This window comes from Komagataeibacter nataicola, assembly GCF_003207795.1.
In the GTDB taxonomy this organism is placed as follows: Bacteria; Pseudomonadota; Alphaproteobacteria; order Acetobacterales; family Acetobacteraceae; genus Komagataeibacter; species Komagataeibacter nataicola.
In genome coordinates, this window is sequence record NZ_NIRT01000001.1 from 235,567 (window position 1) to 253,978 (window position 18,412).

The following is an 18,412-nucleotide window of genomic DNA, read 5'->3' on the forward strand; positions in this document are numbered from 1 at the left end:
ATAGATGGACCGACGTGCAACATGCCGACCGGATCAGTTACCGCTCTGTTCCAGGTCAACATTCAGGCCAAGGGACTTCAGTTCCTTGATCAGCACGTTGAAGCTTTCCGGAATACCGGCCTCGAAATCATCCTGCTCGCGCACGATGGCCTCATAGACCTTGGTACGACCGGACACGTCATCCGATTTGACCGTCAGCATTTCCTGCAGCGTGTAGGCGGCGCCGTATGCCTCGAGCGCCCACACTTCCATCTCACCAAAGCGCTGCCCACCGAACTGCGCCTTACCGCCCAGCGGCTGCTGGGTCACCAGCGAATACGGACCGATGGAACGGGCATGGATCTTGTCATCAACAAGATGATGCAGCTTGAGCATGTAGATGTAGCCGACCGTGGTCTTGCGCTCGAACGGCTCGCCCGTGCGCCCGTCGATCAGCTGCGACTGGCCGGACTTGTCCACGCCCGCCCGGGTCAGCATCGCCTCGATGTCGGGGATGGACGCGCCATCGAACACCGGGGTCGCGATCGGCACGCCCTTGCGCAGGTTGCCGCACAGTTCGAGCAGCTGGCCATCGGTCATGTCACCGATCTGCTCGTCATAAACCGCGTCGCCATAGACCGACTTCAGTTCATCAAGCAGTTCCTGCCGCTTCTCGCCCGTGCGCTGGTAGTCATTGGCCAGCTGACCGATCTGGCGGCCAATATTGGCGCACGCCCAGCCCAGATGCGTCTCGAGGATCTGCCCCACGTTCATGCGCGAAGGCACGCCGAGCGGGTTGAGCACGATATCGACCGATGTGCCATCTTCAAGGAACGGCATGTCTTCCACCGGCACAACGCGCGAGACGACACCCTTGTTGCCATGACGGCCAGCCATCTTGTCACCCGGCTGCAGCTTGCGCTTTACCGCGACAAAGACCTTGACCATCTTCATCACGCCCGGCGGCAGTTCATCACCACGCTGCAGCTTCTCGACCTTGTTGTCGAAGCGGGCCTGGATCTTGGCCACCGCCGCGTCAAACTCACGGCGCAGCGTCTCGAGTTCCGCCATGACCTCATCGGACACGACAGTGATGTTGCGCCATGCACCGCGCGGATGCTCGGAGAGAACCTCGTCCGTGATCTCGGTGCCCGAACGGATGCCCTTGAAGCCTGCACCCGCAGTCTGGCCGATCAGGTGCTCGCGCAGACGGTTGTAGAAGGAACGCTCCTGAATGGCGCGCTCGTCATCACGGTCCTTGGCGAGGCGTTCGATCTCGGCGCGCTCGATGGCCATTGCGCGCTCGTCCTTGTCCACGCCACGGCGGGAGAAGACGCGCACGTCAACGATGGTGCCGGTCGTGCCGGGCGGCAGCTTGAGCGAGGTGTCGCGGACGTCGGACGCCTTTTCGCCGAAAATGGCGCGCAGCAGCTTTTCTTCCGGCGTCATCGGGCTTTCGCCCTTGGGCGTGACCTTGCCGATCAGGATATCGCCGGGGTTCACTTCCGCGCCGACATAGACGATGCCCGCCTCATCGAGGTTGCGCAGGGCTTCCTCGCCAACATTGGGAATGTCGCGCGTGATCTCTTCCTGGCCCAGCTTGGTGTCGCGGGCCATGACCTCGAATTCCTCGATATGGATCGAGGTAAACACATCATCACGCGCGATCCGCTCGGAAATCAGGATCGAATCTTCGAAGTTGTAACCGTTCCAAGGCATGAACGCGACCAGCACGTTGCGGCCCAGCGCCAGTTCACCCAGCTCGGTGGAGGGACCATCGGCGATGATCTCGCCCGCACGCACCTGGTCACCCACGCGCACCAGCGGACGCTGGTTGATGCAGGTGGACTGGTTGGAGCGCATGTATTTGCGCAGGCGGTAGATATCCACGCCCTGCGTCGCACCGGCATCATCGGTGGCGCGCACCACGATACGCGCACCGTCGATCTGGTCCACCACGCCATGGCGGCGGGCCACGATGGCGGCGCCGGAATCGTGCGCCACAGCCGCTTCCATGCCCGTGCCGACCAGCGGCGCATCAGAGCGCACCAGTGGCACCGCCTGACGCTGCATGTTCGAACCCATCAGGGCGCGGTTGGCGTCATCGTTCTCAAGGAACGGAATGAGTGCCGCGGCTACAGAGACAAGCTGCTTGGGTGACACGTCGCAGGCGGTCACCTCGGTCGGGGGCACCTGGCGGAAGTCGCCGCCACGGCGCACGGAGACCAGGTCATCGGTCAGATGACCCTGCGCGTCCTGCTTCGCATCGGCCTGGGCGACGATCAGCTTCTCTTCTTCCATGGCGGAAAGATATTTCCAGCCATCCTGAAGCACGCCGTCCTCGACCATGCGGTACGGGGTTTCGATAAAGCCGTACTTGTTCACCTTGGCATAGGTGGCCAGCGAGTTGATCAGACCGATGTTCGGGCCTTCCGGCGTCTCGATCGGACAGATGCGGCCATAATGCGTCGGGTGCACGTCACGGACTTCAAAGCCCGCGCGCTCACGTGTCAGACCACCCGGGCCAAGCGCCGAGAGCCGGCGCTTGTGCGTCACTTCCGAGAGCGGGTTGGTCTGGTCCATGAACTGGCTGAGCTGCGAGGAGCCGAAGAACTCGCGCACGGCGGCGGCAGCCGGCTTGGCGTTGATCAGGTCATGCGGCATGACCGTATCGATATCGACCGAGCCCATACGCTCGCGGATGGCGCGCTCCATGCGCAGCAGGCCGACGCGGTACTGGTTCTCCATCAGTTCGCCCACGGAGCGGACACGACGGTTGCCGAGGTTGTCGATATCGTCGATCGCGCCGCGGCCGTCTTTCAGCTCGCACATGATCTTGACGGTGCGCAGAGTGTCTTCCTTGCGCAGCACGCGCACCGTGTCGGGCACGTCCACGCCAAGGCGCATGTTCATCTTCACGCGGCCCACGGCGGACAGGTCGTAGCGGTCGGGGTCGAAGAACAGGCCGGAGAACATCGCTTCCGCCGTCTCGGGCGTGGGCGGCTCGCCGGGGCGCATGACACGGTAGATGTCGGTCAGCGCTTCCTCGCGTGAGGCGTTCTTGTCCACCGCCAGCGTATTGCGGATCCACGGGCCATTGGCCGCGTCCACCGCCAGCGTGGTCAGCGTGGTCAGGCCTTCGCTCTCGAGTTCCTCAAGCTTCTGCTCGGTCAGCTCGTCGCCAGCCTCGGCATAGATCTCACCGGTGTGCTCGTTGACGATATCGCTTGCAATGAAGCGGCCGATCAGCCCTGCGGGGCCGACAAGCACCTCCTTGGTGGTCTCGGCGATCTTGCGGACCATGCGCGCGGTCAGCTTGGCATCGGCCGGCGCCACTTCCTCGCCGGTCTGGGCGTCGATCAGCGGTTCGAGCAGCTTCTGGCCACGGAAGGCTTCGGCATCGAAACGGCGCGCCCAGCCCTTCTCGGTCTTGGTGAACTCAACCTTGCCGTAGAAGTAGGACAGGATCTCATCAGGGTCCATGCCCTGGATTTCCATCGACTCCACATCCCCGCCCTCGGCGGCCTTGGCGGCGCGGGCGGCCTCGGAGGCAGCGCCTTCGAGGGCGTACAGCAGCGTCGTGACCGGCAGCTTGCGCTTGCGGTCGATACGGACGTAGATCAGGTCCTTGCTGTCGAACTCGAAATCAAGCCACGAGCCACGATAGGGAATGACACGCGCGGCAAACAGGAACTTGCCCGAGGAGTGGGTCTTGCCCTTGTCATGGTCAAAGAACACACCGGGGCTGCGATGCATCTGGCTGACGATGACGCGCTCGGTGCCGTTGATGATGAAGGTGCCGTTATCGGTCATGAGCGGCATGTCGCCCATATAGACCGGCTGTTCCTTGATATCGCGGATCGAGCGCGATCCGGTATCCTCATCCACATCCCACACGATCAGGCGCAGGATCACCTTCAGCGGGGCGGCAAAGGTCAGCCCGCGCTGGATGCATTCCTCAACGTCGTATTTCGGCTCCTCGAGTTCGTAGCTTACGAACTCCAGACGCCCGCGCCCCGCGAAGTCATTGATCGGAAAGACGGAACGGAACACTTCCTGCAGGCCCGTCGGCGTCCGGCTGTCGGGCGCCACATTCATCTGAAGGAACGTTTCGTAGCTTGCCCGCTGCACGTCAATCAGATTGGGCATCGGAGCCACTTCGGGTATGTGCCCGAAGCTCTTGCGGATGCGTTTGCGTCCCGTGAACGATTTCGTAATCGCGTTCATCGCCTATCCAGCCCCCATCCACACAGGCCCGCACGGTCGTGACATGGTCATGTCACGCGGACTGCGCGGCCCTTGAAAATCCTTGGCAGGTCGGCCGGGCCTGCGCCCGACCAACCTTTCACTACCGCCAAAGGCACCCGAAGCCTCGCGGCCAGGGTGCCTGTAACGCCCAAGGGGGCGGAAACCAGACGGTTTCCACCCTCACCTGAACAATCAGCCTGAGTGCGTCATAAACGACGCATCCCGATTGGCCAACTTATTTGATTTCGACCGAAGCGCCGTTGTCTTCAAGGGTCTTCTTGATCTTCTCGGCTTCATCCTTGCTGGCGCCTTCCTTGATGGTCTTGGGCGCGCCCTCGACCAGGTCCTTGGCTTCCTTCAGGCCCAGACCGGTGATCGCACGGATTTCCTTAATCACGTTGATCTTCTTGTCGCCAGCCTTGGTCAGGACAACGTCAAACTCGGTCTTCTCTTCTGCCGGAGCAGCGCCAGCGCCCGGAGCGGCAACAGCAACAGCAGCCGGAGCAGCGGCGGAAACGCCCCACTTCTCTTCGAGCAGCTTGGACAGCTCAGCCGCTTCCAGAACGGTCAGGGCGGACAGGTCTTCAACAATCTTGTTCAGATCGGCCATGATATTGGTCTTCCTAATTTATACACTGGTTGGCACGACACAATCCCGTTTTTAGGGAAAATGCCGTTTTGTTGATAGCCCGGCGGGCCGGGCCATGGGGTCTCAGGCGGCTTCGCCCGTCTTGGCATAGGCACCAAAAACCCGTGCAAGCTGTCCGGCCGGCGCCTGCAGCACGCCTGCGATCCGCGTAGCGGGGGTGGAGATAAGCCCCACCAGCTGCGCGCGCAGAACGTCAAGCGACGGCAGTTCGGCCAGAGCCTTGATGCTTTCGACGTTGAGCGTCTGGGCACCAAGCGATCCGCCGAGCAGAACAAGCTTGTCATTGGTTTTGGCGAACTCGACGAGCACCTTCGCCACGGCTACCGGTTCATCCGCCCACGACAGCGCGGTCGGCCCCTTAAGCAGCGGCTTGATGCCTTCGAACTGGGTCCCTGCCAGGGCGAGAGAGGCCAGCCGGTTCTTCGCGACCTTGTGTGTAGCTCCAGCCGCACGCACGCGACGCCGAAGGTCCGTCACATCAGCCACGCTCAGCCCGTCATTACGGGTGACAATGACCATGGACGTTTCAGCGAACACGGCTGCGAGGGAGGCAACAAACTCCCGCTTCTCCGTACGGTCCAAATCCCGTCTCCATCATCACCTGCCAGCCTGGGCCAGCAGGTAGGGTTTACCCTGGGGATGCGCCAACAAGCCGACGCGATCCCGGTTCGCCTGTCCTTTTTAACGGAACAACCAGTGTGGGCTTTCGCCCCGATCCGGTAATCCCCGTCTCCCGGTTGCCGCCCTTTCGGGGCCATCAAGGCTTGCGCCACATCCGGTCATGGACAGGTTCGGAAACTGGCGGCAAGACCGCCAGCCCCTGTCCCCTCTCCCTTGGCGGGAAAGGGTCATCTCGTGGTTAATCAGCCCGCCGTGAAAGCGGCGACGTCAACCGTAACACCCGGCCCCATGGTGGAGGACAGGGCGATCTTCTTCACGTACGTGCCCTTGGCACCCGTGGGGCGGGCCTTCTGCACGGCATCCACGAAAGCGCGGATGTTCTCGGCGAGCTTGGATTCGTCAAACGAAGCCTTGCCAACGCCTGCATGCACGATACCGGCCTTTTCAGCGCGGTATTCAACCTGGCCGGACTTGGCAGCGGAAACCGCGCCCTTCACGTCCATGGTCACGGTGCCCAGCTTGGGGTTGGGCATCAGGCCACGCGGGCCGAGGATCTTGCCCAGACGGCCCACGAGCGCCATCATGTCCGGCGTCGCGATGCAGCGGTCGAAGTTGATCTCGCCAGCCTGCACCTTCTCGGCGAGGTCTTCCGCACCGACCACGTCGGCACCGGCGGCCTTCGCTTCCTCGGCCTTGGGGCCGCGGGCGAACACGCCAACGCGCAGGGTCTTGCCCGTGCCGTTGGGCAGGGACAGCAGGCCACGGACCATCTGGTCGGCATGACGCGGGTCAATGCCGAGGTTCATGGAGATCTCGACCGTCTCGTCGAACTTCGCCTTGGCGTTGTTCTTGACCAGGTTGATCGCCTCATCAAGGCCATACTGCTTGGTGGAATCGACTGCGGCGCGGGCTGCGGTCAGACGCTTGTTCTTTGCCATTGTAATCAGCCCTCCACCACGTCGAGGCCCATGGAGCGGGCAGAACCTGCCAGCATGCGCACGGCGCCTTCGATGTCGTTGGCGTTCATGTCTTTCTGCTTCGTCTCGGCAATCTCGCGCAGCTGCGCAATGGTCACCTTACCAACGCTCGCGGCCTTGCCTACGGTCGAGCTACCCTTGGAAATCTTGGCAGCCTTCATGAGGAAGTAGGTGTTCGGCGGGGTCTTGGTGATGAAGCTGAACGTACGGTCGGCATAGGCGGTAATGACGACGGGAATCGGCATACCGGGCTCGAGGCCCTGCGTCTTGGCGTTGAACTCCTTGCAGAACTGCATGATGTTCAGGCCGCGCTGACCGAGTGCCGGACCAACCGGCGGTGACGGATTCGCCTTGCCGGCGGGGATTTGCAGCTTGATGTAGCCAACGATTTTTTTGGCCATATCCGGGGCTCCTGACTGTTTCACCCGGACCGCGGTTCTGATGGCCGCCCGCTACCCCGCATGGGCAGGGAGGGCGACCTCCCGCGTTCCGATAAGAGGCGCGCACCTACCGCTGTTTTGGGGTGCCTGTCAAGTCTTTGTCATGAAATCCGCTGCCGGACAGGTCAAAGGACTCGGGGCCGTTATCGACGCTGACACCACTGACAGCCTTGGGCATGCGCAGGTGGCTGTACTGCATTACGTCAAACGGGCGGATCTGCTTGTTGTTGGGCAGCTCTGCCGTGCTCCAGCCACCACCAAGCGAGCGGATGAGTTCCACCTGCGCCTGCATGTAGCGGGTCTCGACCTGCACCTCGGCAATGCGGGCCTGGAGGGCCGCCACCTGCGCCACCACTACGTCAAGGTAGTTGGTCAGACCGCCGGTATAGAGCTGCATGGTCATGTTCTGCGTGCGCATGGAGGCCTGCACGGCCTCGGCCTGCTGGCTGGCCTCGATATTGAGGTCATGCGTCATGCTCAGCCCGTCTTCCACGTCCTTGAAGGCATCGAGCACGGTGGCGCGGTACTGGTCTTCCGACTGACGGTACTGCGACCAGTTGCGTTGCAGTTCCGCACGCCGCAACCCACCCTGGAACAGCGGCAGCACCGCCTGCGCGGCATAATTGTACATGCCGTTGGCGATCTTATCGAGTGTGAAGCCGTTATCCATGAAACCGGCCATGGCGCTGAAGGTCACATGCGGATAGAACGCCGCGCGTGAAATGCCGATGGCCCGGTTGGCCGCCGCCATGTGCCGCTCGGCGCTGGCAATGTCGGGCCGCCGCTCGAGCAGGGTCGAGGGCAGGCCTGCCGGAATCTTCACCTTGGGGAAGCTGATCTGCTCCCGTGGCGTGATATGAAAGCTGGAAGGCGCCACGTTGCACAGGATGGCGATGGCATGCTCCATCACCGCGCGATGGGCCTGCAGGTCGGTATCCGCCGCCTGGGTGGAGGCAAGCTGGGTCTGGGCGCGCGCCACGTCGATGCCCGCCGCAATCGCGCCCGCCTGCCGCATCTTCGTGATCTGCACGGCGGTCTGATAATAATGAATCGAGTCGAGATAGACGGCGTGCTGTGCGTCCATGCCACGCAGCTGCATGTAGTCATTGGCCAGCTCGGACTGGATGCTCAGCCGGGCCACCGCGAAATCCGCCGCCGCCGCCTGCGCCATGCGCTGCTGCACCCGCCTGCGGTTGCGGATGGCCGACCAGAAATCCGGCTCCCACCGCGCCGTGGCGCTGTACTGCTCGGATGACATGTAGATCGGCCCCGTCGAACCCGCGCCACGCCATAGCCTGTGCGATGAGGCCTGGTTGTTCGAGGCCCCGCTGCTGCCCGATATCTGCGGGTACAGGTTGGACTGCGCCTCGGCGGCGATGTCACGCGCCTGGGTGAAGGTTTCCGCATCGGCCTGCAGGTTGGGGTTCATGCGGCTGGCGCGGTCCTCGAGGTCATCGAGGGTGGAGTCGTTGAAGACAGTCCACCAGTCCCCGCGCGGCGCGCCATCCTGCGGCGTGCCGTACTGCATCAGGCTGTCGCCCTTCCAGTTATCGGGCAGCAGATAATGCTGGTGGCGATATTTGGGCGCCAGGTCCACGCACCCGGCCAGGCTGCCCGCAAGGGCGGCGCATCCGGCCAGGGACAGCATACGACGCGAAATCATACGACGGGACAGGATATGGCGTGACCGGCTACGCGGCGCTGCACTCATTGACGCACTCCCGCGTCACTTGCATTGCTGTCTCCTGCTGGCATGGCCCGCACGTCATCTCCCTTGCCCACGGCGGCCGAGGTGGCGGTGGCGCCGGCATCGTTATAGCCGGGCGTCGATCCGACCAGATAGACCTTCTGGCCTTCCAGCAGCCCCGCCGAGGGGTTGTTCACAATCCGGTCCTGCGGGCCGACGCCCGCCAGGATCTGCACTTTGGTACCCAGGTTCGTCCCCACCGTTACATTATGCAGGCGGATGCGGTCGTCCTTGTCCACGATCGCCACCTGCATGCCCTGCGCACGAAATACGAGCGCGCCTTCAGGCACTATCAGGATATCGGGGTCGCCGGGTGCGACAAAGTGTACATTGGCGTAAGAATCAGGCCACAGTTCGCGCTTGTCGTTATCGACCACCAGTTCGGTGGTCACGGTGCGGGTGCCCGCGTTGAACGCCTTGGCGGTGGCGAGGAACTTGGCCTTGAACACCCGGCCCGGATATTGCGGCACCGACACATCACCCTCAAGCTTGGGGCTGATGATATCGGCATAATCCTGCGGCACCGACACGAACACGCGCATGCGGTGCACATCGGCCACGCTGAACAGTTCGGTGGCCGTGCCGCGTGAGGAGACATCGCCGCCGCCCGCGTTCACATAGTCACCCACATCGGCCAGGCGGGAGGTCACGACGCCATCAAAGGGAGCGACAAGCTGCTTGAACCCGATCAGCGCCGCATAGCGCGAGACCTCGTGGCGGGCGGCCTCGACCTCGGCCTGGCGGGCCTCGGCATCGGCGGCCTGCACGTCCACCTCCTGCTGCGAGACGGCCTGCGTGCCCTGCAGCGCACGCCAGCGCCGGGCCGTGATCTGCGCCAGACGGTAGCGCGCCATCGCCACGTCAAAATTGGCTTTTGAAGCCGCGTACTGCGCATCAAGGCCCGGCGTGTCGATGGTAGCCAGGATCTCGCCCGCCTTCACCTTGGCGCCAATGTCCTTGTACCACATCTGCACATAGCCCGAGACCTGCGCGTAGATCGGCGCCTGGTACCATGCCGAGATGTTGCCCGGCAGGTCGAGCGTGCGGGTGGTGGGGCCTTTTTCAGCCGTGATGACCTGCACACGCGGGATGGCGGCATCCTGCGCCGCATCCTTGAGGTTCGAGACATGGATGCGGCGCTCGAGAATACCCCCTGCAACGATGGCGGCCAGCACAACCCCGCCAAGGGTCACGTACAGCCGCCCACGCCTGGACATGCGCGGCGTCTGGTTTTCCCCTGAGGCGGTCATGCGTGCTCTCCTTCGCCAGCAGCGGCGGCTTTCTTGGACTTTCTGGAATGGATCAGCGCAAAAACGCACGGCACGAACAAAAGCGTGGCGCAGGTGGCCACCAGCAGCCCCCCCATCACCGCGCGCCCGAGCGGCGCATTCTGTGAATTGCTCAGCGACATGGGCAGCATGCCGATGATCATGGCGGACGCCGTCATCAGCACCGGGCGGATACGCTCGTAGCCCGCTTCGATCGCAGCTTTCACCGCATCGCCATGCAGGTCCATCCGCTCCCGCGCAAACGACACGACAAGGATGGAGTTGGCCGTGGCCGTGCCCATGCACATGATCGCCCCCGTCAGCGCCGGAACCGACAGCGCCGTGTGCGTGAGGAACAGCGCCCACGCGATGCCGCCAAGTGCGCCCGGCAGCGCGGTGATGATGATGAACGGATCAAGCCACGACTGGAAGTTGACGACAATAATCAGGTACACCAGCAGGATCGACATCGCGAGGCCGCCGATCAACTGGGTATAGGCCCCGTTCATGGTCGAGGCCTGACCATAGATGGTCAGGCTCGAGCCCTGCGGCAGTTCCTTGCGGGTTTCATCCACCACGCGCGCGACCTCACGCGAGACCGCGCCAAGGTCAAGCCCCTCGTTCGAGGCATAGATGTTGAACACGGGCATGATGTTGTAGTGCGACACCTCGCCCGGCGTGCCGGTCTGCACGATCTCGCTCAGGCCGCCAAGGATCTGGGGCGCCTTGTCAGACGGGTTGCCGTCGCCCTTGTCGATGGGAATGGTCTCGAGGTCGTTCATGGTCTGCAGGAACTGCAGCGGCGTCTGGATATCGACCAGATGCGAAACTCCGGTCTTGGGGTCGAGCCAGTAGGTCGGCGCCACCTGCCCGCTGCCCGACAGCACGGCGAGCGCGTTGTTGGCCACATCCGCTTCCGTCAGCCCCGTGCCCAGCGCGTAGGTGCGGCGAGCATTGACGCGCAGCGTGGGCGTGTTGAGCGGCTCCTGCACCGACACGTCGGCAATGCCGGTGACGTGGCGCAGCTTCTCGGCCAGTTTCTCGGCAAAATCGAAGTTGTCATACAGGTTGCGCCCCGACACCTGCACGTCGAGCGGCGCGGGCAGCCCGAAATTCAGGATCTTGGCGGTCAGGTCGGCAGGCATGAAGGTGATGTCGGTGCCGGGGAATTTCTCGGCCAGCCCCTTGCGCAGGATGGTGCGGAACTTCGCCACCGGCGCTTCCTCGTCCTTCAGCGTCACGGTCAGGTCGCAGTCCTGCGCGCCGACGGTGGGCGTGGGGATGAAGGCCTGGTTGAGCGGGCTGAACGGCAGGCCGCAGTTGTTGACAATACCCTCGACTTGGCCGGGCAGCAGGCGCTCGATCTCGCCATTGACCAGCATGGCGATCTTGCCTGCCTCCGCGATCTTGGTGCCCATGGGCGCGCGCATGTGAATGGCCAGCGCGTTGGAATTGATCTCGGGGAAGAAATCCTGCCCAGCAAACAGCAGCAGTCCCAGCGAGGCGAACGCCGAGATGCCAAAGATCGGCACAAAGCGCCCGCGGATGAGCAGCAGGTGCTCGAGCAGCGCCTTGTAGCGGTTACGGAAGGTGACGAAACGCCGCTCGAAACCCTGCTGGAAGCGGCCGAAGATGTTGGTCGGCTCATGGTGGCCGCCCTCCGCCTTCGCCTTGGCGTGGGCTGCGACCTGCGCTGCGAGCATGTATTTGGCCATGGTGGGCACCAGCGTGCGCGAGAGGATGAACGACGCGATCATGGCGAAGATGATGGCTTCCGCCATGGGCATGAACAGCCAGCCCGCAACGCCCGTGAGCTGGAACAGCGGCATCCACACGATACAGATGCACAATGTCGAGACAAAGGTGGGAATGACGATCTGGTTGGCGGCGTCAATGATGGCCGTTTCCAGATCCTTCTCCATTTCCAGATGCGCGTCGATGTTTTCGATCATCACCGTCGCATCATCGACAAGAATACCCACCGCCAGCGCAAGGCCGCCGAGCGTCATGACGTTAATGGTCTGGCCCGCTGCCCCAAGCCCCACGACCGAGCACAGCATGGCCAGCGGAATGGAAGTGGCGATAATCACGGTCGATCGCCACGAGCCGAGGAACAGCAGCACGACAAGGCTTGTCAGCAGGGCGGCGGTGCCCATTTCCTGCACCACGTCACGCACTGCCTCCTTCACGAAGGTCGAGGCATCGCCCAGCACGGTAATATCGACGCCTGGCGGCAGCGTGCGCACAATGGAGGGCAGCAGCGCCTTGATCCCGCTCACCACCGAAAGCGTCGAGGCATCGCCGCTTTTCATGATCACGATCAGCACCGCCTGGTGGCCCTTGACCAGCACCATGTTGGTCTGTGGCGGTCCGCCCGCATGCACCCAGGCCACATCGCGCAGGTAGACGACGGAATTCCCCTCCTGCTTGATGGGCATGTTGTTGAAGGTGTCAATCTCCTCGGGCGAGGCGTTGGTCTGCACCATCCAGTCAAACGCACCGATCTGCTGGTCGCCTGCTGGCAGCACGATGTTCTGCTTGCTCAGCGCATTGCCGATATCGGTGGCCGAAAGCCCGTGCGCCAGCAGCTTGCTCTGGTCGAGGTCGACCATGATGTTGCCCGGCTGGCCACCATAGGGGTTGGGGATGGCCGCCCCCGCGACCGAGACCAGCGCGGGCCGGATCAGGTTGGAGGACATGTCGTAAATCTGCGACGCTGTCATGGAATCCGACGAGACCTGCAGGGTCAGCACCGGCACGGACGAGGCATTGTAGGTCAGCACCAGCGGCGGGGTCATGCCGGCGGGCATCTGTTTGATGACGGTCTGGGAGACGGCGGTGATCTGCGTCTGCGCCACGGCGGTGTCGGTGCCGGGCTGGAAGAACACCTTGACGATGCCACGCCCGTAATAGGACTGGCTCTCGATATGTTCGATATTGTTGACCGTGGCGGTCAGCGCGCGCTCGTAATAATAGACCACGCGGCCGGACATGTCTTCGGGCATGAGGCCGGTATAGGTCCAGCAGATCGCCACCACGGGGATGTTGATGCTGGGGAAGACATCGGTTGGCGTGCGGAGCAGGCCACGGACACCGAACACGACGATGAGAATGGACAGGACGACAAAAGTATAGGGCCGCTTGAGCGCGGTAACGACAATACCGTTCATGCGCGGCCTGTTGCCCCCTGCCCTTGCGGCAGGCCCGGCCGCATGAAGCGCGCAAAGGGCGCTCCGGGCCGGGACAGGTGGTGTTCTTGCATCTCTCGTCTCCCCGTCTGTCCATTCGGTGTTAATGGGGGTGCGTCAGGTGGCAAATGAAATTTCAATTTAGTTTCCGGCCTGCACCACACAAAAAGGCGGAAAAATTATGTTCATGGTGACACCCGGCATCCGCTCATGCACACGCGTGGGCGTGATGTCGAGCCGCGCGTGATGCAGCGCCACGATGGCTGATACCAGGCTCAGCCCCAGGCCTGACCCGGGAATGTGGCGGCTCTTGTCCGAGCGGTAGAAGCGCCCCGTTACCGCCTTGCGCTCGGCTGCGGGAATGCCAATGCCCGTATCGATCACCTGCAGCAGGGCGCACTCCCCGTTCATGGCGGTATGAATTTCAACCCGGCCGCCGCCGGGGGTGAACTTGATGGCGTTGTCCACAAGGTTGGCCAGCACCTCGATCAAAAGATCGCGGTCGCCCTGTACCTTGATCGGCACCTCACGGGCGGCGCAGGCCAGGATGATACCCTTGGTTTCGGCTATGGGTTCATACAGATCGACGATATCGGCCACCAGCGCATCGAGGTCCACCGTGCCAAATCCGGCCCGCCTGCGCCCGTTCTCGATCTCGCCTATGCGCAGCAGCGCGGTAATGATGGCAAAAGACTGGTCAAGGTCATCAATGGTGCGGGCGATGACATTGCGCAGCGCCTCCGCCGAGTGACCGGCATTGAGCGCGCGGTCAAGGCGCGCACGCACGCGGGCGAGCGGCGTGCGCAGGTCGTGAGCGATGTCGTTGCCCACGTCGCGTATTTCATCAAGCAGCTGCTCGAGGCGGTCGAGCATGCGGTTGACGCTGCCCGCAAGGCGCTGGAGGTCGTCATTCTGCCTTCCTGCAGGCAGGCGCTCGTGCAGGTCGCCCTCCATGATGCGGTCGATCGCCTCATGCATGTCCTTGACGCGCGAGAGCGCCCGGTGGCTGAGGATGATGCCAGTAATAAGCGCGAACAGCACGGTCGGCACGATCGAGACCAGCATGGAATGCCGCATCATCAGCCGCAGCTCGGTGCGCATCTGCCGGCTGCGCCCCAGCACCAGATAGCGCCCGCCGGGCACGCTTACGGCCACCATGCGCAGCACGGTGGCGGAACTGCCCCCCGTGGCCTCGGGAGCGATGACATGCACGCGCCCGTCGGCCACAAGCCCCGTGGGCCAGCTGTGCAGGTCGCCCACGATATAATGCTGCCCGGCATCGAACAGGGTGGTGGCGTTCATGATGATGCGCAGGTCATCGGTGGCGCGGTCGCGCACCTGCTGCTCCAGCGCTACTGGGGTTTCGCGCTGCAGGATCCCTGCCTCGCGCAGCAAGAGCAGGTCGGAGCGCTTGGCCTCGAACACGCTGGCCTGGCTGTAGCCAAAAAAGAACTGCAATGCCGCCGAGCCGATCATCGCCGCCACGACCGCCAGCGTGAGGCGGAAGGTGGCGGTGCGGAACAGCTCGTTACGAAACACGCAGCATGAACCCCGCGCCGCGAATGCTCTGGATCAGGGGCGGGCGGCCCGTTTCATCAATCTTGCGGCGCAGCTTGCCGATATGCACGTCCACGAGGTTGGTCTGGGGAATGAAGCGGTAGTTCCACACATCCTCAAGCAGCATGTTGCGCGTGAGCACCTGGTTGGGGCGGCGCATGAGGTATTCGAGCAGCCGGAACTCACGCGGCAGCAGATCGATCAGCACGCCATCGCGCCGCACGGTGCGGGTGATGAGGTCCATCTCCAGCGGGCCCGCGCGCAGCATGGTGTGGCGCGATGTATCGGGGCGACGCAGCAGGGCCTCGAGGCGGGCGGCGAGTTCCTCCATGGCGAACGGCTTGGTCAGGTAGTCATCGCCACCCGCCTTGAGCCCGCTCACCCGGTCATCCACCGCCGAAAGGGCGGAAAGCACCAGAACCGGCACATGCACCTGCCGCTCGCGCAGGGTCTCGATCAGCGTCAGGCCATCGAGTTCGGGCAGCATGCGGTCAACGATCATCACATCGAAATGCGCGTTCAGCCCCATGGACAGCCCCGCGGCGCCCGAAAACTCGTGCTGCACCACGAAATGCCGGCTTTCCAGTTCCTCGATCACTTCCTGCGCGATCTTGCCATCATCCTCCACCAGCAGCACGCGCGGCGTGGCCTCGGGCCGTGGCACGGTGGGCATGGGGTCGGGCGGCAGGTTTTCAGACGGAACACTCATCACCTGACCCTTATGCCGCGCACGACGAAACACGGCCAATTAAAATCAATTTCAGCGAGGCGCAGCCCCCGCCACGCCCTCCTGCCCCCATCGGGCCGTCATGTCGCCCTGCGCGTCAGTGCCGGGCGGCGTGGGGACGGAATCGGGCGTGGCCGCATCCTGCGTGTCAACATCAAGCTCGCGCAGCCTGCGGCTGACAAGCCCGGTGCGCCTGCGGGCCTCATCAATGGAGGAGGACATGGCGGACGCATTGCGGGCCAGTTTTTCCAGCACGCCATCCATGCGCAGCATTTCCTGCCGTGTGGCGCCGAGCAGGCGGGCGATATCATCGGTGCGGCGCTCGAGCGCCAGGGTTACGTAGCCAAGGTGAATGGTGCGCAGCATGGCGGGCATCAGCCCCGGCCCCATCACGATAACGCGGTAGGTGCGCCCGATTTCATCGAGCAGGCCAGGAATTCGCGCCACCTCGGCATACAGCCCGTCGGTGGGCAGGTACAACACCGCGAATTCCACCGTAACGGGCGGCACGATATATTTGGTGGCGATCTTGCGGGCCTCGATGCGCAGCGTGGTTTCAAGCGCGCGGCGGGCGGCGCGCTCGGCATCGGGATTGCAGTCTTCCACGGCCTGCAACAGGCGCTCATAGGCCTCGGTGGGGAATTTGGAATCAATGGCCAGCACCGGCGGCACGGTGGCCCGCACCGGCATGCGCACGGCAAACTCGACCACCTCGCGGCTGTCATCGCGCAGGCGGCGGTTGGTGTCATAGCTGCCTGCGGGCAGGACGTCATCGAGAATGGTGCGCAGCTGCGCCTCGCCCCAGCCACCACGGGTCTTGACGTTGGAGAACAGCCGCTTGAGGTCACCCACCTGCGCGGTCATGGCCGAGACCTCGCCCATTGCCTTCTGCATCGCGCCGATCTGCTCGAGCACGCGCTGGAAGGAGGTCTGCATCTGCTTTTCCACCGCCTCATGCAGGCGCTCGTTTACGGCGGCGCGCAGTTCATCGCTGTTGCGCCGGCCCTCCTCCGCCATCTCGCGCAGGGATTCTGACTGGGTCACGCGCATCTCGGACAGGTCGCGGCCCATCATGCGGGCAATGCGGTTGAAGGTCTCGGTCAGTTCCTGGTGGCGCTGGTCGAAGCGGTTGGAGAGCGCGCGCTCGATCTCGGCCATCCGGGCGCGCTGGGCCTCGTTCTCGGCCATACGGGCAGCAGTCTCGCGCTCCATCATGACGCATAGCCGCCCGAGCAGCTCCGCATCCTGCCCGCCCCCCATGAAAGACAGCCGACGCAGCACGATAAACGACACCAGACACGACAGGACAGCACACAGCAGACCAATCCAGATAACGGGCGACGCGGACAGATCAGCCATGATGAAGCATTTCCCACACAAAAGAACAAACCATGTCCGTGCCCTGTCATGCGGCTGATGTAAAGTCATCATGTTTTTTTGGCATATCTGGAAACCGATGATATGCACCAACCGAAACGATCGGCATCTCACCTGATTTTCAGGTTCGCGCCGCGTCAAAACCCACTAGCGTGCCCCCGGCATGCCGCCACCCCGCCGGTTTACGGCCCATAGAACCGACACGACCCCGAGGACCCGCCTTACCATGCCCGAGCCAACGCCGACCTGCCCGCGGGGCCAGCCCGTGCGCGGCAGATCCCTGTTCACCAGCCTGTACGCGCAGGTGATCATCGCGGTGGTGGCGGGCATTGCGCTGGGGCATTTCTGCCCGCATGCGGCGGTGGCGCTCAAACCGCTGGGGGATGGCTTCATCCGGCTGGTCAAGATGGTGATCCCGCCGGTGATCTTCCTTACCGTGGTCACGGGGGTCGCCGGCCTGTCCGACCTCGGTCAGGCCGGCCGGCTTGCGGGCAAGGCGATGGTCTATTTCCTGGCCTTCTCGTCACTCGCGCTGGTGGTGGGCATGATCGTGGCCAACGTGGTGCAGCCGGGCGCGCATATCCATGCCGACCCCGCAACGCTCGATGCGCATGCGGTGGCCGCCTACACGGCGCGGGCGCAGGCGCATTCCTTCAGTGATTTCCTGCTCAACATCATCCCCGATACGGTGATCAGCGCCTTTGTTTCAGGCGACATATTGCAGGTGCTGCTGGTCGCCATCCTGTTCAGCATCAGCCTGTCGCGCATGGGCAGCAGGGGCCACGCCATCCTGAGCCTGCTCAAGCAGCTGACGCAGCTGGTGTTTGGCGTGGTGCGGCTGGTCATGTACGCAGCCCCCATCGGGGCGCTCGGCGCCATGGCGTTCACCATCGGGCGCTTTGGCATCGGCGCGGTGCTGCACCTCGCCTTCCTCGTGGCCACGTTCTATGCCACCTCGGCCCTGTTCGTGCTGGTCATTCTGGGCGCGGTGGCGCGGTGGAACGGGTTCCGCATCCTGCCGCTGCTGCGCTACCTGCGCGAGGAACTGCTGATCGTGCTGGGCACGAGTTCATCTGAATCCGCCCTGCCCACCCTCATGACCCGGCTGGAAAACGCAGGCTGCGCGCCCTCCGTCGTCGGGCTTGTGGTGCCGATGGGCTATTCCTTCAATCTTGATGGCACCAACATCTACATGTCGCTCTCGGCCCTGTTCATTGCACAGGCGACCGACGTGCACCTGGGGCTGGGCCAGCAGCTCAGCCTGCTGCTTGTCGCCATGATCAGCTCCAAGGGGGCAGCAGGTGTTACGGGGGCCGGTTTCGTTACCCTTGCGGCCACGCTGGCGGTAGTGCCTGACGTGCCGGTGGCGGGCATGGGGCTGATCCTTGGCATTGACCGATTCATGTCCGAATGCCGCTCGCTCACCAACATCATCGGCAACGCCGTGGCGACCATCGTGCTGGCCCGGTGGGAAGGTGCGCTCGATACCCAACGCCTTGCCGCCGCCCTGTCGGGGCGGATCAGCGATGCGCAGGCCGATACGCCCGTCATGGCCACGGATGAGCAGCCCCGACCGACCATTCACTAACGCCCGGCTCTTTCTTTTCGTCTCTCCATTTGCGTCCATAGGTTTC

12 protein-coding genes are annotated in these 18,412 nt (G+C 63.5%); 1 reads left to right on the forward strand and 11 read right to left on the reverse strand.

Annotation, left to right across the window (positions count from 1 at the left end; genetic code table 11):
• Positions 1-33 precede the first annotated feature (33 nt).
• The 11 genes from rpoB to rmuC all read right to left on the reverse strand — a co-directional run bounded on the left by rpoB (position 34) and on the right by rmuC (position 16,760).
• The gene (rpoB, locus tag CDI09_RS01160; RefSeq protein WP_110571149.1) at positions 34-4,206 is read right to left on the reverse strand and encodes a DNA-directed RNA polymerase subunit beta; all 4,173 of its coding nucleotides are present in this window, start codon (positions 4,204-4,206) and stop codon (positions 34-36) included.
• Between the two features lie 256 nt (positions 4,207-4,462).
• Positions 4,463-4,837 (reverse strand): 50S ribosomal protein L7/L12, encoded by a 375-nt coding sequence (rplL, locus tag CDI09_RS01165; RefSeq protein WP_078524563.1) that lies wholly within the window; start codon positions 4,835-4,837, stop codon positions 4,463-4,465.
• Between the two features lie 102 nt (positions 4,838-4,939).
• On the reverse strand, positions 4,940-5,458 hold the full coding sequence (gene rplJ, locus CDI09_RS01170; protein WP_078524564.1) for a 50S ribosomal protein L10: 519 nt from the start codon (positions 5,456-5,458) through the stop codon (positions 4,940-4,942).
• A 281-nt stretch (positions 5,459-5,739) separates the two neighbouring features.
• A complete protein-coding gene (gene rplA, locus CDI09_RS01175; RefSeq protein WP_078524565.1) occupies positions 5,740-6,435 on the reverse strand; it encodes a 50S ribosomal protein L1 in 696 nt (231 codons plus the stop codon).
• A 5-nt stretch (positions 6,436-6,440) separates the two neighbouring features.
• The gene (rplK, locus tag CDI09_RS01180; RefSeq protein WP_078524566.1) at positions 6,441-6,875 is read right to left on the reverse strand and encodes a 50S ribosomal protein L11; all 435 of its coding nucleotides are present in this window, start codon (positions 6,873-6,875) and stop codon (positions 6,441-6,443) included.
• A 106-nt stretch (positions 6,876-6,981) separates the two neighbouring features.
• Positions 6,982-8,625: an efflux transporter outer membrane subunit gene (locus tag CDI09_RS01185; protein WP_078524567.1), complete on the reverse strand. Its 1,644-nt coding sequence runs from the start codon at positions 8,623-8,625 to the stop codon at positions 6,982-6,984.
• Positions 8,622-9,911, reverse strand: a complete 1,290-nt coding sequence (locus tag CDI09_RS01190) for an efflux RND transporter periplasmic adaptor subunit (RefSeq protein ID WP_110571151.1) — start codon at positions 9,909-9,911, stop codon at positions 8,622-8,624. Before CDI09_RS01190 ends, CDI09_RS01185 begins: the two co-directional genes overlap by 4 nt.
• Complete coding sequence (locus CDI09_RS01195; protein WP_078524569.1) at positions 9,908-13,099, reverse strand: efflux RND transporter permease subunit; 3,192 nt, start codon at positions 13,097-13,099, stop codon at positions 9,908-9,910. The genes CDI09_RS01190 and CDI09_RS01195 overlap by 4 nt, the downstream gene beginning before the upstream one ends.
• Positions 13,100-13,258: 159 nt before the next feature.
• Complete coding sequence (locus CDI09_RS01200; protein WP_078524570.1) at positions 13,259-14,656, reverse strand: sensor histidine kinase; 1,398 nt, start codon at positions 14,654-14,656, stop codon at positions 13,259-13,261.
• Positions 14,646-15,383 carry a response regulator transcription factor gene (locus tag CDI09_RS01205; protein ID WP_078524571.1) on the reverse strand — a complete coding sequence of 246 codons (738 nt, stop codon included), beginning with the start codon at positions 15,381-15,383 and terminating at the stop codon, positions 14,646-14,648. Before CDI09_RS01205 ends, CDI09_RS01200 begins: the two co-directional genes overlap by 11 nt.
• 51 nt (positions 15,384-15,434) lie before the next feature.
• Positions 15,435-16,760, reverse strand: coding sequence for a DNA recombination protein RmuC (gene rmuC, locus CDI09_RS01210; protein WP_078524572.1), 1,326 nt, complete (start codon positions 16,758-16,760; stop codon positions 15,435-15,437).
• 244 nt (positions 16,761-17,004) lie between these two features.
• On the opposite strand from rmuC, the gene dctA reads away from it, so the two are divergent.
• Positions 17,005-18,366, forward strand: coding sequence for a C4-dicarboxylate transporter DctA (gene dctA, locus CDI09_RS01215; RefSeq protein ID WP_078524573.1), 1,362 nt, complete (start codon positions 17,005-17,007; stop codon positions 18,364-18,366).
• Positions 18,367-18,412: the final 46 nt, after the last annotated feature.